The organism is Comamonas sp. BIGb0152 (genome assembly GCF_024809975.1).
Lineage (GTDB): Bacteria > Pseudomonadota > Gammaproteobacteria > Burkholderiales > Burkholderiaceae_C > Comamonas.
The window spans coordinates 382688-398214 of record NZ_JANUDY010000002.1 but is presented as its reverse complement, the minus strand read 5'-3'; the positions used below and the strand labels follow the sequence as shown (position 1 = coordinate 398214).

Sequence of the window (15527 nt, the reverse complement as noted above, 5' to 3'; positions counted from 1 at the left end):
TCTTTGGTGGGCGCGCTGCGCCCGCCCTTCTACTCTGCGCCCCTAACCCATGCCCGCACGCGACTTTGAATCCCGCAAACAGGAGTTCCTGGATTTCTATGCGGCCCAGCTGCCCACCCTCAAGGCAGCCGCTGCTTCTTACAACGCGCTGATCCATGCGATCTTGAGCAACCTCGAAGGCGTCAACATCGCCAAGTTTGAGTGCCGGGTGAAAACGGCCGACGAATGCGTGCGCAAGTTCAAGCGCAAATACCGCAATTTTGTCGAAGACCGGGCCGAAGACTATGCCATCCAGGACTACATCACCGACCTGATCGGCGTGCGCGTGGTCTGCCTGTATGAGGACGAGCCGCCCGCCATCATGTCCCGGGTGCGCGAGTACTTCGATGTAATCGACATCACCGACAAGACCTCGCCGATGGAAGACTCGGAGTCCGAGTTCGGCTACAAGGGCATCCACATGGACCTGCGGCTCAACCAGCAGCAGGCGCAGCTGACCGAGCACCAGGCCTATGCCGATCAGGCCTTCGAGCTGCAGATCCGCACCATCATCCAGGACTCCTGGAGCGAGCTGGACCACAAGATCAAGTACAAGAAGTCGATCCCGACCAACCTCAAGCGGCGCATCAACATCCTGTCTGCGCTGTTCGAGCTGGCCGACCGCGAGTTTCTCCAGATCCGCAATGAAACCAGCCAGGCGCTGGCCTTGTCGCGGGCCGAGGAAGAGGCAGACAACCTGCTTGCCTCCGGCCTGAGCGAGACCAACGAGCCGCTCGATGCCTTCAGCTTTGTCGCCTTTGGGCACAAGCACTTTCCCGGCTACGAGTTCGATCCGCAGAAGGTGGAGTTTTTCCTCGACGAGCTGCTGCAGGACTTTGCCGTGCGCCATGCCTCCTGGCTGTTTGGCGTGGTGCAAAAGCATGTCACCGCCGTGCGGCATTACAAGGCGGATTTTCAGCACCGCTACCCGTCGAGCAGCTTCAACCCCTTCACCGTCATGCGCCACTGCCTGTACCTGGAGGACAAGCAGCGCTTTCGCAAGGCCTTGCGCAACTCGGCCCGAGAGGCCTTTGAAGAATGGCTGCAGCGCCAGCCGGCCAACAGCACCCATGACGATTGAAAACCGGTCTGGCCGGCATACGCCCGGCAGCGCAATACTTTAGCAAGACCGTCAGTCATTAGTTAAAATTAATCTCTATAACCAGGCATGTACCGCAGGCCACTTTGCAGCAGCCATGCGGGTGGCAGACGGGTTTAGCACAGGCCTGGAGGGCGCGCAAAGCCAGATTTTCAGGCCCTCCCCGTGTTTACGAGCATGCATGGCCGTGCTTTTTGACACGGGCTGCTGCTATATTGCAACGCAACATTCACGGAGTTTTGATGCTGTATCAACTGTATGAAACCCAGCGGGCCCTGATGGAGCCCTTTGCAGAATATGCCCACGCCACATCGAAGATGTTGAGCAATCCGCTGTGGCCTGTCAGCCAGACCAGCACGGCACAGCGCGCCTCTGCAGGTTTCGACCTGTTCTACCGCCTGGGCAAGGACTACGAAAAGCCCGCCTTCGGTATCAACTCCGTCGAGGCCAATGGCCATGAGATCGCCATCCATGAACGCATCGAGCTGACCAAGCCCTTTTGCGAGCTGCGCCGCTTCAAGCGCTTCTCGGACGACCAGACCAGCCTGGCGGCGATGAAGCAGCAGCCGGTGGTCCTGGTGGTGGCCCCCCTGTCGGGCCACTACGCCACCTTGCTGCGCGAAACCGTGCGCACCATGCTGACGGACCACAAGGTCTACATCACCGACTGGACCAATGCCCGTTTGGTACCGCAAAGCGAAGGCATCTTCCACCTCGATGACTACGTCAACTATGTGCAGGAGTTCATCCGCCACATCCAGGGCATCTACGGCAACTGCCATGTGGTGAGCGTCTGCCAGCCCACGGTGCCGGTGCTCGCCGCCGTCTCGCTGATGGCCAGCCGTGGCGAGAAGACCCCCTTGTCGATGACCATGATGGGCGGCCCCATCGATGCGCGCAAATCGCCCACCACGGTCAACAACCTGGCAACCACGCACGATCTGCAGTGGTTCGAGTCGAATGTGATCCACCCGGTGCCCGGCAATTTCCCCGGTGCAGGCCGCCTGGTCTACCCCGGCTTCTTGCAGCACATGGGCTTTGTCAGCATGAACCCGGACCGCCATGCGATGAGCCACTACGACTATTTCAAGGACCTGCTCAAAGGCAACGAAGACAGCGTCGAACACCACCGCAAGTTCTACGACGAGTACAACGCCGTGCTGGACATGGACGCCGCCTACTACCTGGAAACCATACAGACGGTGTTCCAGGACTTTGCGCTGGTCAAGGGCACCTGGCAGGTGCGTTCGCCTGAGGGTGAGCTGGAGCTGGTCAAACCCCAGGACATCCGCCACAGCGCGCTGCTGACGGTCGAAGGCGAGCTCGATGACATCTCCGGCTCAGGCCAGACCCAGGCGGCCCATGACCTGTGCACGGGCCTCAAGGAAGTCGACACCCGCCACTTCGAGGTCAAGGGCGCGGGTCACTATGGCATCTTCAGCGGCAAGCGCTGGCGCACCATGGTCTACCCGATGCTCAAGGATTTCATCTTGGCCAACAACCGGGTGGAAGAGCGTCCTGCCGGCAGCGTAAAATCGGCAGCTTCCAAGCAGAATACTTTGCACACGGTGTGATCGATACCCACAAAACCAGCCACCAGCCAGCCTCAGCGCTGGCTGTTTTCATTGGCACCATTGATGCGGCCTTGCCGCAGACCCAGTGCACGCGCTGCGGCTACCCCGATTGCCGCCACTACGCCCAGGCCATTGCCCAGGGCGAGGCGGCCATCAACCAGTGCCCTCCCGGCGGCCAGGAAGGCGTGCTGCGGCTGGCCGCCATCACCGGGCAGCCCGCGCTGCCGCTGAACCCCGACAACGGGCTGGAAGCCGTGCGCGTGGTCGCCCGCATCGATGAGAACTGGTGCATTGGCTGCACCCTGTGCATCAAGGCCTGCCCCACCGATGCGATTTTGGGCGCCAACAAGCGCATGCACACCATCATTGCGGATGCCTGCACCGGCTGCGAGCTGTGCCTGCCGGTCTGCCCGGTGGACTGCATCGAGCTGGACAATGCCAGTGGCGAGGCCACCGGCTGGGCCGCCTGGAGCCCGGCGCAAGCCGACGAGGCCCGGCAGCGCTACCAAAAACACCAGCAGCGCCTGGACCGCGCCTACCGCCCGAAAGACCCCAGCCCGGTGGCCCCTGCGGCCATCACCGCCCAGGCGGCCCAAGCGACCGCCGTCAGCGCTGCCGCATCGCAAAATACCGCAGCCAGCAAGGCCAAGCTGGCAGTCCCGGCCACGGCCGACAAAAAGGCAATCCTGGCCGCCATTTTGGCCAAAGCCAAACAGCAACAAGGCGGCAATCACTCGTCTTAACGGCGGGACTGCGGCTGGCGACCGCCAAAGGCCGCCAAGCCCCTACCGGGCATGACAGGACGGCACAAAAAAACCGGCGCCGCTGCACCATAATGGCTGGCTTATGAACCCCTTGCTTCAGAAACTGCAGCCCTACCCGTTTGAGCGCCTGCGCCAGTTGTTTGCCGGTGTCACGCCGCCCGCAGACAAGTCGCCCATCAGCCTGGGTATCGGTGAGCCCCGCCACCCCACCCCCGCCTTTATCGAGCAAGCGCTCTCGGGCAACCTGGCCGGCCTGGCGGTCTACCCGGCCACCGCTGGCACGCCCGCGCTGCGCGAGGCTTTTGCCGCCTGGCTGTCCACGCGCTACGGCCTGCAGGTGGATGGCCAAAAGCACACCTTGCCCGTCAACGGCAGCCGCGAGGCGCTGTTTGCCTTCACGCAGACGGTGGTGGACAGCAGCCGACCCGACCCGGTCGTGCTCTGCCCCAACCCCTTCTACCAAATCTACGAAGGCGCGGCCCTGCTCGCCGGTGCCACGCCTTACTACGTGCCCAGCATCGCCAGCAAGAACTTTGCGGTCGACTGGGCCAGCGTGCCAGAGGACATCTGGCAGCGTACGCAGCTGATCTTTGTCTGCTCGCCCGGCAACCCCACCGGCGCGGTGATGCCGCTCGACGAATGGAAGAAGCTGTTCGAGCTGTCGGACCGCTATGGCTTTGTCATTGCGTCTGACGAGTGCTACAGCGAAATCTACTTCCGCGACGAGCCGCCGCTGGGCGGCATGCAGGCAGCCGCGCAGCTGGGCCGCGGCGATTTCCGCCGCCTGGTCTCCTTCACCAGCCTGTCCAAGCGCAGCAATGTGCCCGGCCTGCGCAGCGGCTTTGTTGCCGGCGATGCCGAGCTGATCAAGGCCTTTACGCTGTACCGCACCTACCAGGGCGGCGCGATGAGCCCGCCGGTGCAGGCGGCCAGCATTGCCGCCTGGGGCGATGAGCGCCATGTCGACGACAACCGCGAGCAATACCGCCGCAAGTTTGCCGAAGTCACGCCCCTGCTGTCGGCCGTGATGGACGTGCAGCTGCCCGACGCCAGCTTCTACCTCTGGGCCGGCGTGCCCGAGCAGATGGGCTTGTCCGACACCGAGTTCGCACGCGAACTCTATGCCCAATACAATGTCACGGTTCTGCCAGGCAGCTATCTGGCCCGTGACTTCAATGGCAGCAATCCCGGCGCAGGCCGCATCCGCATGGCCTTGGTGGCACAGACCGCCGAATGCCTGGAGGCCGCTCAGCGCATTGCCCAATTCATTCAATCCTGGAAAAAAGCCTAAACCATGACGCAACAACTGCAAACCATCATCGAATCCGCCTGGGAAGCCCGCACGACCTTGTCGTCCGCCTCCGCCCCTAAAGAAATCGTCGATGCAGTCGACCATGTGATCAACGCCCTGGACCAGGGCGAGCTGCGCGTGGCCACCCGTGAAGGCGTGGGCCAGTGGACCGTGCACCAGTGGATCAAGAAGGCCGTGCTGCTGTCGTTCCGCCTCAAGGACAACGCCCTGGTGCAAGCCGGCGATCTGAACTTCTACGACAAGGTACCTACCAAGTACGCCGGCATGTCCGAAGCCGATATCGCCGCCACCGGCGTTCGCGTGGTGCCCCCTGCGGTCGCCCGCCGAGGCAGCTATGTGGCCAAGGGCGCCATCCTCATGCCTTCCTACGTCAACATCGGCGCCTATGTGGGCGAAGGCACCATGGTCGACACCTGGGCCACCGTGGGCTCCTGCGCGCAAGTGGGCAAGAACGTCCACCTGTCCGGCGGCGTCGGCCTGGGCGGCGTGCTCGAACCCCTGCAAGCCAACCCCACCATCATTGAAGACAACTGCTTCATCGGTGCCCGCTCCGAAATCGTCGAAGGCGTGATCGTCGAAGAGAACTCGGTCATCTCGATGGGCGTGTACATCAGCCAGTCCACCAAGATCTACAACCGCATGACCGGCGAAGTCAGCTACGGCCGCGTGCCTTCGGGCTCGGTGGTGGTGAGCGGCTCCATGCCCGCCAAGGACGGCAGCCACAGCCTGTACTGCGCCGTGATCGTCAAGCAAGTGACGCCCGAGACCCGCGCCAAGACCAGCATCAACGACCTGCTGCGCGACTGATCTGCCGCCACCGCTTCCAACAAGCCCTGCAAGCCCTGCGCCGCAGGGCTTTTTTGTGGCCGTTCCCTGCCCCCCTTGACTGCGGCGCAGGCGCAACATCGTCTATTCAGCCGTTGGCTAAGCCTACAATCACAGCACAAATTACTGGAGGGAAACGACATGGGAACCATGGAGCGAATCTTGCGCCTGATGGCGGACAACAAAGCCTCGGATGTCTATCTGTCGGCCAATGCGCCGGCACTCGTCAAGATCCAGGGCGAGTGCATTCCCCTCAACAACCAGACCCTGACGCCCGATGCGCCCCGCAGTTTGCTGGCCGAGATTGTGCCGCCCGAACGCATCGAAGAGCTCGATGAGACCGGTGAGCTCAACATCGGCGTACCGCTCGAAGGCGTGGGCCGGTTCCGCGTCAGCGCCATGCACCAGCGGGGCAGCTGCGCCGTGGTCATCCGCTATGTGCCCCAGGAGATCCCCAGCCTGGAGCAGCTGGGTTTGCCCGATATCTTCCAGGAGCTCATCATGGCCCGGCGCGGCCTGGTGCTGTTTGTCGGCGCCACCGGCTCGGGCAAGAGCACCTCGCTGGCTGCAATGATCGACCACCGCAACGGCCAGCAAAGCGGCCACATCCTGACGGTGGAAGACCCGATCGAGTACCAGTTTGCCAACCGCCGCTCCATCATCAACCAGCGTGAGGTGGGCAGCGACACCGCCTCCTTGCAAACGGCCCTGAAGAACGCGCTGCGTCAGGCGCCCGATGTGATCATGATCGGCGAAATCCGCGACCGCGAGACCATGTCGGCCGCCATTGCGTACGCGCAGTCCGGCCACCTGTGCCTGGCCACTTTGCACGGCAACAACAGCTACCACGCGCTCAACCGCATTTTGAGCTTCTACCCCGTCGAAGTGCGTCCCACCATGCTGGGCGACCTGGCCTCGGCGCTGCGCGCCGTCATCTCGCAGCGCCTGGTCAAAACCGTCCAGGGCAAGCGGGCCGCCGCCATTGAGGTGATGCTCAACACCAAGCTCATCAGCGAGATGATCGAGCAAGGCAACTTCTCGGGCGTGCGCGAGGCCATGGAAAAATCCATGGCCGAGGGCTCGGTTACCTTCGAAGGCGCACTGGCCGAGCTGATCCACAGCGGCAAAATCAGCCGCGAAGAAGGGCTGTCCAATGCCGACTCGCCCACCAACCTGATGTGGCGTTTGCAAAACGACTTCCAATTGGCCGCCAATGCCGCCAAGGCCCAGGTGGCTGCCCAGCCGGATCTGGACGACAGCGCCTCGTTCACCGAGATCGTGCTCGATGTGAACCAAGAGTAAGATAGCGGCCGTTGCCCAAGGGGCAGCGCGCCACGCTGAATGCGGCCTGCGGGCCGCATTGCTGCTCAATTACCCCGCCCTACCGTACTGTCGATATGTCCCGCACTTTGCAACTGACCGAGCAACTGATCGCCCGTCCTTCCGTGACGCCCCTCGACGAAGGCTGTCTGGACATGGTCTCCGACCTGCTGCAGCCCCTGGGCTTTGCCTGCGAACGCATGGACAGCGGGCCCGAGAGCTTTCGGGTAAGCAACCTCTGGGCGCTGCGCCGCAGCGGCGTGGCCGGTGCCAAGACCCTGGTCTTCGTCGGCCACACCGATGTGGTGCCCACCGGCCCGCTGGAGCAGTGGAACTCGCACCCCTTCACCCCCTCGCACCGCGACGGCAAGCTCTATGGGCGTGGCGCCAGCGACATGAAAACCTCCATCGCCGCCTTTGTGGTGGCGGCCGAGGAATTTGTCGCCCAGAACGCTGCAGCGCCACTGGATATTGCCCTGCTGCTGACCAGTGACGAAGAAGGCCCGAGCGTGGATGGCACTGCGGTCGTCGTCGAGCAACTGCGCCAGCGCGGCCAGGTGCTGGACTACTGCCTGGTGGGCGAACCCACCGCTGTGCGCCAGCTGGGCGACATGGTCAAGAACGGCCGGCGCGGCAGCCTCACCGGCAAGCTCACCGTGCATGGCGTGCAAGGCCATATCGCCTACCCGCAGCTGGCCCGCAACCCCATTCACCAGGGCCTGGGCGCGCTCGGCGAGCTGGCCAACACGGTTTGGGACGAGGGCAATGCGTTTTTCCCGCCCACCAGCTTCCAGATGAGCAACATCCACGCGGGTACCGGCGCGGGCAATGTGATCCCCGGCCAGATGGTGGTGGACTTCAACTTCCGCTTCAGCACCGAATCGACGGCCGAGAACCTCAAGGCCCGGGTCAAATCCACCTTGGAGCGCCATGCGCTGGAGTACGACCTGAAATGGACCCTGGGCGGCAAGCCCTTTCTCACCACGCCCGGCGTGCTGGTCACCGCCGTGCAGCAGGCGATCCGCGACGAAGTGGGGCTGGAAACCACCTTGTCCACCACCGGCGGCACCAGCGATGGCCGCTTTGTCGCCGACATCTGCCCGGAAGTCATCGAGATTGGGCCGTCGAACGCCACCATTCACAAAATTGACGAGTGCGTGGCTGTGGCCGATATCGAGCCGCTGAAAAACATCTACCGCCGCGTTCTGGAGAACCTGGCGCGCTGACAGTGCCTGGCGCCAGCCTTGGCTGGCGCGCAGCTTGCGGCATCGGTTTGAAGGCCTAGAAGGCCTACAATGGCGGTCTTTGATTTTTGCCTGAGTTGAGCCATGACCACTATCCGCACCCTGATTGATGACAGCGCCGCGGCCCTGAGCGCTGCTGGCGTGCATTTTGGCCATGGCACCACCAACGCCCAGGACGAAGCGAGCTGGCTGGTGCTGTGGTCGCTGGGCCTGCCGGTGGACAGCGATACCAGCCCCGATGGCGCAGACTCTGTCGCCAGCCAAGCGGTGAGCGACGCGCAGCGCAGCAAGCTGGAGCAACTGATCGCCGAACGCATCCGCAGCCGCAAGCCCGCTGCGTATCTGACCCAACAGGCCTGGCTGCAAGGCGTAGCCTTCTACATCGACGAGCGCTCCATCGTGCCGCGGAGCCTGATTGCCGAGCTGCTGGCCGATGGCAGCATTGACGACTGGCTGAGCGACAAGACCCGCCAGGTGCTGGACCTGTGCACCGGCAACGGCAGCCTGGCCTGCCTGGCAGCGATGGCCTACCCCGATGTGCAGGTCACCGGCGCCGATCTGTCGGCCGATGCACTGGCCGTGGCCCGCATCAATGTGGACCAGCATGGCTTGCAAGACCGCGTGCAGCTGGTCGAATCCGATGGCATGGCGCAGGCGCACGGACCCTGGGATCTGATCCTCTGCAACCCCCCCTATGTCAATGCCCAGAGCATGGCCAGCCTGCCGCCCGAGTACCAGGCCGAGCCCGCGCTGGCGCTGGCCGGTGGCCAGGATGGCATGGATTTTGTGCGCGGGCTGATTCTGGCGCTGCCCCAGCACCTGAACGAAGACGGCGTGCTGGTGCTGGAAATCGGCAACGAGCGCGAATACTTCGAGGCAGCCTTCCCTGGCCTGCCGGTGTTCTGGATGGACACCAGCGCGGGCGACGAGCAGGTACTGCTGCTGACCCGCGAGGCGCTGATGCACTGGTCGCAAGAGCAACCCACACAGTTGTAATCGTCTGCGGCCTCAGTAGGCCAGCATTCTGCAAGCCAGACGGCTGATGGGCCGGTGCAGGCAGGACTCGATACGAGGCGGCAGCAGCAGCGGTTTGAGCAGCATCTGCACCGCCAGCTGGGCCGGCAGGCCCGAGCTGATCAGGTGGTAGATGCGCTTTGCCACATCGTCGAAGGCTCGCTGCCGGTCGCTGAACAGCGCCCCCTTGTTCGCAAACACATGGCGCAGGGCCACATCGGAATCACTCTCGCGCAGCTCCTTGAGGCGGCTGTACAGCGCGCTGGCAATGCGCAGCCGCCCGACCGGGTCTTGCGCTTGCAAGCTTTTGAAATAGCTCAAAAAATGCTTGAAGTGGCCGACCTCATCGTTGCGGATATGGCCCAGCAAGCCGCTGAGCACCGGCTCTTGGCTGAGCTCGCGCAAGGTATGGTAATAAGCGGTGGTACCGGTCTCCACCACGCAGCGCGCCACCATCTCCAGGCGCGGATCGGGCAACAGGGCTTCTTGCGTACACAGCAGTGCATATTCGGCAAAAAAGCCGTCATAGGCCTTTTGCCAGTCAAAACTGGGCCACACCGTCTCCACATAGCGGCGCAGCGACGCGCCATGCTGCAACTCCTCATGCTCCCAGCGCTCTTGCAGCCACTGCTGGATATCCGGGTACTGGGCATAGTGCGCGCCCAGGTTGGCCGCATAGGTGTCGGAGCCTGTTTCGACAAAAGAGGCGCTCATCAGCAGGTAGAACATGTCCTCATCGCCAGCGATGGCGGCATGGTCAATCTGCGCATAAGCGATATCAGCCAGCTGCCAATGGGGCTTGTCGGCCTTGGCCCCCTCGCCCGCCACAGGTCGCCCATGCTTTTCTGAGGCTGTTGTCATCGCACTGTCCTTGTGATTGCCATTGCTGAACTTGCTTGCACAGCCTGCAGTATGGCCCTGCAGTAGCTGCTTGGATAGGCTTAGCATGTGACTGATTCCAACGCTGGCCGCCACTGACGGCAGCTCGGGGCGTTGGCCTACGCCCTCCCCAACGCCTGCAGCAGTAAGCCGCTGGCGGATGCCCATCACTACCCCAAGAGGGCCACTGGCACAGCGGGCTATGCCCTCCACGGCCCTGGGCCAAGCCCAGGGCGGCGATAATCGAGCCCATTCATGATCACGCTGAAAAATATCACCCTGCGCCGCGGCACCAAAGTGCTGCTTGACGGCGTCACCACCACCATCAATCCGGGCGAATCCGTGGGCCTGGTCGGCCGCAACGGCGCGGGCAAGTCGACCTTGTTTGCGCTGCTCAACGGCTCGCTGATGGAAGACGGTGGCGATTTCCACATCCCCACCCAGTGGCGCATGGGCCAAGTGTCCCAGCACATGCCGGAAACCGATGAGTCTGCCACCCAGTTTGTGCTGGAAGGCGACACCCGTCTGGTCGAAGTGCAAGCCCAGCTGGAGGCCGCCGAGCTTTCCGGCGACGGCATGGCGCTGGCCCAGGCCTATGCCGACTTGGCCGATGCCGGTGCCCACGACGCGGTGCCACGTGCCCAGGCGCTGATTTTGGGTCTGGGCTTCAAGGTCCAGGAGCTGGAGCACCCGGTCAACAGCTTCTCGGGCGGTTGGCGCATGCGCCTGCAGCTGGCCCGCGCACTGATGTGCCCCAGCGACCTGCTGCTGCTGGACGAGCCCACCAACCACTTGGACTTGGACGCCCTGGTCTGGCTCGAAGCCTGGCTCAAGCGCTACCCCGGCACCCTGATCACCATCAGCCACGACCGCGAATTTCTCGACGCGGTCACCAATGTCACCCTGCAAATCCAGGCCGGGCAGCTGACGCGCTACGGCGGCAACTACAGCCGCTTTGAAGAACTGCGCGCCCAGCAACTGGAACTGCAACAAGCCAGCTTCTCCAAGCAGCAAGAGAAGATGGCCCACCTGCAGAAGTTCATTGACCGCTTCAAAGCCAAGGCCAGCAAGGCCAAGCAGGCGCAAAGCCGGGTCAAGCAGCTGGACCGCATGGAAAAGATTGCACCCGTGCTGGCCGAAGCCGATTTCACCTTCGAGTTCAAGGAACCGGCCAACCTGCCCAACCCGATGCTGGCCATCAGCGATGCCGCTTTTGGTTACCAGAACGAAGACGGCGAGCAGACCACCATCTTGCAAGCGGTCAACCGCTCGGTGCTGGCAGGCCAGCGCATCGGCATTCTGGGTGCCAACGGCCAGGGCAAGTCGACCCTGGTCAAGACCATTGCGCGCGAGATGAAGGCCTTGGCCGGTACTGTGACCGAGGGCAAGGGCCTCAATATCGGCTACTTTGCCCAGCAGGAGCTGGACGTGCTGCGCCCCAGCGAGAACCCGCTGGAGCACATGATTCGCCTGGCCCGAGAGATGGGCAGCGAAGGCAACAGCGCACGCGAGCAGGACTTGCGCAGCTTCCTGGGCACCTTCAACTTCAGCGGAGATATGGTCAAGCAGGCCGTGGGCAGCATGAGCGGTGGCGAAAAAGCCCGCCTGGTGCTGGCCATGATCGTTTGGCAGCGCCCCAACCTGCTGCTGCTCGATGAGCCTACCAACCACTTGGACTTGGCCACCCGCGAAGCGCTGGCCATGGCGCTGAACGACTTTGACGGCACCGTCATGCTGGTCAGCCACGACCGCCACTTGCTGCGCGCCGTTTGCGAAGACTTCTGGATGGTCGGCCGGGGCCAGGTCGGCCCCTTCGATGGCGACCTGGACGACTACCAGCGCTACCTGCTGGACGAATCCAAGCGCCTGCGCGAAGAAGCACGCCAGGCCGATCTGCAATCGCGCAGCAAGGATGCGGCGCCCGCGCCAGCACCCGTTGCCGCTCCAGTCGCCGCTCCCGTTGCGGCCCCTGTATCCGCTCCAGCGGCTGCCAAGACTGAACCGTTGGGCGATCCCAAGGAAGCGCGCCGCCTGGCAGCACTGGCACGCCAGCAACTGGCCGACAAGACCAAGCCCTTCAAGAAAGAGCTGGAGCAGATCGACAAGAAGCTGCCCCAGCTGAATGCGCAGCGTGATGCGCTGGAGAGCAAGCTCGCCACCCCGGGCCTGTCCGGCACGGACATTGTCGAAGCAGGCAAGCAGCTGAGCGCCGCCAATGGCGAGATCGAACAGCTGGAAGAACGCTGGCTGGAGCTGTCCGAGCAGATCGAGGCCATCAGCCAGGAGCTGAACGCGACCGCGTAAACGGTTTCTTCAGCACCGCCCCATGCAACGCATCATCCGCAGCCAGGACTTCACTGCCGAGCGCCCCTGGGGCGCCCAGGACATTGCCCAGATGAACGGCACCAGCGTCCGCCTGCACTGGACGGACCAGCCCTACATCTGGCATGTCAACGATGGCGAGGAAGTGTTTGCGGTGATGCAGGGCACGGTGGTGATGCACTGGCGCGAAGCGGGCGAGCAGAAGCAAGCCCAGCTGAATGCTGGCGATATCTTCTACGCCGGTGTGGGCTGCGAGCATGTGGCCCACCCCCAGGGCGAGGCGCGGATTTTGGTGATTGAAAAAGCAGGCAGCGTGTAGCGCCAGCCATACGGATGCGTTGGCAGTGTGCGCTGCGCCAGCCTACACTGGCTGGCTCACCACTGCCCCCTCGACGCCATGCATGAACCCACCCCGCGACAGCGGCGAGCGCAATGTTCGCCTCTTTTTCGGCATCTTGCTGGGCCTGTTTATCGCGGGCGTGATCGGCTTTAAAACTTACCCGAGCTGGACCACCTGGGCCCTGCTGTGCGTCGTCTGCGCGGTGGTTTGCGGCTGGCTTGCGGTCCAGTATGGCGATGGGTTTTGGTACAAGATGCTGCGTCTTATGCGCTGGTGGTAGCGCATCCCTTAGCTCCGCAACTGCGCCCCCTCGGTACCCACTACTCCTTTTCCTGCAGCAAGCGCCACATCACCTTGCCGCTGCCGCTTTTAGGCAATTGCTCCACCAGCTGCACCAGGCGCGGCGCCTTGTACACCGCCATGTGCTCGCGGCACCAGTCGATGATGTCCTGCGCGCTGACCTGGCCTTGGTGCCCCTGACGCAGCACCACCACGGCCTTGACGGTCTCGCCCCGGTAGTCATCCTTGGCGGCAATCACGCAGGCCTCCAAAATCGCAGGGTGGCGGTACATCAGGCTCTCGACCTCGGCCGGCCAGACCTTGTAGCCGCTGGCATTGATCATGCGTTTCAAGCGATCGGTCAGAAAGAAATAACCATCGGCATCGCGGTAACCCAGATCCCCGGTGCGGAAAAAGCGCTGGCCGGCAATCTCGACAAAGCTGGCAGCGGTGGCGGCGGGCTGCTTCCAGTAGCCCTGCAGCACCTGGGGGCCCCGCACCACGATCTCGCCCACCTCGCCATCAGGCACCGGCTCCAAGGTCTCGGTGTCGATCACCAGCGACTGCATGCCAATATGCGGCAGGCCCAGGCACTGCTGCTTGGGGTGCTCATACGGGTTGGCATGGGAGGCGCCGCAGGTCTCGGTCATGCCATAGCCCTCGATATAGTCCAGGCCCCAGACCTCCTTGACCCTTTGCGCCACCGACTGCGGCATCGCTGCACCGCCGCCGCCCATGTAGACCAGGCTGCGGGTGTCCATCTGCGCCAGATTCGGGCTCGCCAACAGGTCCACCACCATGGTAGGGATATTGGCCCAGTGGGTCACCCGCCAACGCGCCATCAGGGCGGCCGCCAACGCCCGGTCCCAGCGCGGCATGATCACCAGGGTGGCCCCGGCGCAGACCAGCACATGCATGATGGAGACCATGCCGGTGATGTGGAACATGGGCGCCACCACCAGGTTCACGCTCTCGGTGCTTTGCCGGCCCCAGAGCACGCCCGCCATCGCTGCATGCTGCACATGGCTGTGCGCATGGATGCAGCCCTTGGGCAGGCCGGTGGTGCCGCTGGTATAGGGCAGGATGGCCATATCGCCGGCCGACACCGTCAAGGCCGGTGGTGCGGCGGAACACTGGAGCGCATCCAGCCAGCGGCTGACCGTGGTGGTACTCAGCAGCTCAGCACCCGGCAAGGGCTGCGCACCCAACAGCCAGGGTGCCCAGGCGGGCGGAAAATCCGGCTGCGCCGCTGCATCGGCAGGCATGGTGTCCGACAGGTGGCTGATGACCAGGTGCGCCAGCCGCTGCTCAGCAGGCAGGCTGGCGCTGGCCTGGCACAGCGCGCGCGCCAGGTCGGCCGTGGTCATGGCCACGCGGGCATCGGCATCGCTGATGTAATGGGCCAGCTCGGCAGCGGTATTCATCGGGTTGACCGGCACCACCACCGCATTGGCGCGCAAAATCGCGTAATGGGCCAGCACCAGCTGCGGGCAGTTCTGCATCAGCAAGATGACGCGATCGCCCTGGCGCACACCTTGCTGGTGCAAATGGGCGGCCAAGCGCTCGGTCTGTTCGCACATCTGCCCATAGCTGATGGCCTGGTCAAAAAACACCAGCGCCGCATGGTCCGGGTAGCGCCGGGCATTGACGGCCAGGTTGTCCCAGACCGAGGTGGCCGGCAAAGTCAGCCGGGTGGGCACACGCCCGGGCCAGTAGGTGGATCTGTATGGGGTCGGGGATGCAGGCAGGTCTGCAGCAGGGGTCATGGCGTTACCGAACAATCAAAGCGAAGTTCAGACCAGTATGACAAGCGCCCCTGGCCCAGGCCCGTCGCTTAGGGGACCAGCCCCCCCTGCGGGCCAGCGCCTTGCATCTGCACCCATTGCAGCACCGCATGCCAGCGCTGGGCCACTGCCACCAGCCGCTCCTGCTCCGCACCCGGCGCCGCCTGGCGCCAGGCGATATCGGCCATCACCGCGTCTTGCCACATCTGTGCCTGCTGCTCCACCTGGGCTTGCTGGAACTGTGCCAGCAAGTCCGCAGCACAGGCGCTGGCCGTATAGGCATAGGGATTGACGCCGTAGCGCCAAAACCGCCATTGCAAGCGCAGGGCTTCGCGGGTCACCGCCCGGCCCTGCAGCCGCTGCCAGTGGTGAAAGGCCTCATGGGCCAGCCAGCCCGCAATCAGCGGCTGGTCAATGTGCAAGGCCTGCCTGGGGTCAGAGCCCTCAAAGCAGTGGCTGGGCATGGAGAGAAAGCCCCCATTGAAGGACAGCGCGCGCCGTGTATCGCCGAAGCGGCGCAGGTGCAAGCGCATGCGCGACCAATCCGGGTGCCGAGGCTGGCCAAAATAGCGCGCCAGCAGGGCCCATTCCTCCGCCATCAGGCGCCGTGACCAGAACGGCCTCAGCCCGCCTTTGCGGGGCCACCAGGCCATCAGCGGCGGCGCCCACACAGGCAGGGCAGCGCGCGCATGCCGCCAAGGCTTACACCCCGCAGCACTGCCCTGCACTGAT

14 protein-coding genes are annotated in these 15527 nt (G+C 63.8%); 11 read left to right on the top strand and 3 right to left on the bottom strand.

What is annotated here, in order from left to right:
- Positions 1-49 precede the first annotated feature (49 nt).
- From M2375_RS05320 to prmB, 8 genes are all read left to right on the top strand, one after another.
- On the top strand, positions 50-1120 hold the full coding sequence (locus tag M2375_RS05320) for a GTP pyrophosphokinase family protein (protein ID WP_259164407.1): 1071 nt from the start codon (positions 50-52) through the stop codon (positions 1118-1120).
- Positions 1121-1380: 260 nt separating this feature from the next.
- Positions 1381-2712: a polyhydroxyalkanoate depolymerase gene (locus tag M2375_RS05315; RefSeq protein WP_259164406.1), complete on the top strand. Its 1332-nt coding sequence runs from the start codon at positions 1381-1383 to the stop codon at positions 2710-2712.
- Positions 2712-3455, top strand: coding sequence for an electron transport complex subunit RsxB (rsxB, locus tag M2375_RS05310; RefSeq protein WP_259164780.1), 744 nt, complete (start codon positions 2712-2714; stop codon positions 3453-3455). Before M2375_RS05315 ends, rsxB begins: the two co-directional genes overlap by 1 nt.
- A 103-nt stretch (positions 3456-3558) precedes the next feature.
- Entirely contained in the window at positions 3559-4767 is a 1209-nt protein-coding gene (gene dapC, locus M2375_RS05305; protein ID WP_259164405.1) for a succinyldiaminopimelate transaminase, read from the top strand.
- Between the two features lie 3 nt (positions 4768-4770).
- Positions 4771-5595, top strand: coding sequence for a 2,3,4,5-tetrahydropyridine-2,6-dicarboxylate N-succinyltransferase (gene dapD / locus M2375_RS05300; RefSeq protein ID WP_259164403.1), 825 nt, complete (start codon positions 4771-4773; stop codon positions 5593-5595).
- Between the two features lie 159 nt (positions 5596-5754).
- Positions 5755-6915, top strand: a complete 1161-nt coding sequence (locus tag M2375_RS05295) for a PilT/PilU family type 4a pilus ATPase (protein ID WP_259164402.1) — start codon at positions 5755-5757, stop codon at positions 6913-6915.
- 95 nt (positions 6916-7010) lie between these two features.
- Positions 7011-8159 carry a succinyl-diaminopimelate desuccinylase gene (gene dapE / locus M2375_RS05290; protein WP_259164401.1) on the top strand — a complete coding sequence of 383 codons (1149 nt, stop codon included), beginning with the start codon at positions 7011-7013 and terminating at the stop codon, positions 8157-8159.
- 102 nt (positions 8160-8261) lie between these two features.
- Complete coding sequence (prmB, locus tag M2375_RS05285; protein ID WP_259164400.1) at positions 8262-9173, top strand: 50S ribosomal protein L3 N(5)-glutamine methyltransferase; 912 nt, start codon at positions 8262-8264, stop codon at positions 9171-9173.
- Between the two features lie 12 nt (positions 9174-9185).
- On the opposite strand, the gene M2375_RS05280 is transcribed toward prmB, so the two are convergent.
- Entirely contained in the window at positions 9186-10052 is an 867-nt protein-coding gene (locus tag M2375_RS05280) for a ferritin-like domain-containing protein (RefSeq protein WP_259164399.1), read from the bottom strand.
- A 273-nt stretch (positions 10053-10325) separates the two neighbouring features.
- On the opposite strand from M2375_RS05280, the gene M2375_RS05275 reads away from it, so the two are divergent.
- The 3 genes from M2375_RS05275 (at position 10326) to M2375_RS05265 (ending at position 13012) form a co-directional block, all read left to right on the top strand.
- Entirely contained in the window at positions 10326-12374 is a 2049-nt protein-coding gene (locus M2375_RS05275) for an ABC-F family ATP-binding cassette domain-containing protein (RefSeq protein WP_259164398.1), read from the top strand.
- Positions 12375-12396: 22 nt separating this feature from the next.
- A complete protein-coding gene (locus M2375_RS05270; protein WP_259164397.1) occupies positions 12397-12711 on the top strand; it encodes a cupin in 315 nt (104 codons plus the stop codon).
- Positions 12712-12793: 82 nt separating this feature from the next.
- A complete protein-coding gene (locus tag M2375_RS05265) occupies positions 12794-13012 on the top strand; it encodes a hypothetical protein (RefSeq protein ID WP_259164396.1) in 219 nt (72 codons plus the stop codon).
- A 40-nt stretch (positions 13013-13052) separates the two neighbouring features.
- On the opposite strand, the gene M2375_RS05260 is transcribed toward M2375_RS05265, so the two are convergent.
- Both M2375_RS05260 and M2375_RS05255 read right to left on the bottom strand, forming a co-directional pair.
- Positions 13053-14777 (bottom strand): long-chain-fatty-acid--CoA ligase, encoded by a 1725-nt coding sequence (locus M2375_RS05260; protein ID WP_259164394.1) that lies wholly within the window; start codon positions 14775-14777, stop codon positions 13053-13055.
- Between the two features lie 68 nt (positions 14778-14845).
- A complete protein-coding gene (locus tag M2375_RS05255; RefSeq protein ID WP_259164392.1) occupies positions 14846-15394 on the bottom strand; it encodes a hypothetical protein in 549 nt (182 codons plus the stop codon).
- Positions 15395-15527: the final 133 nt, after the last annotated feature.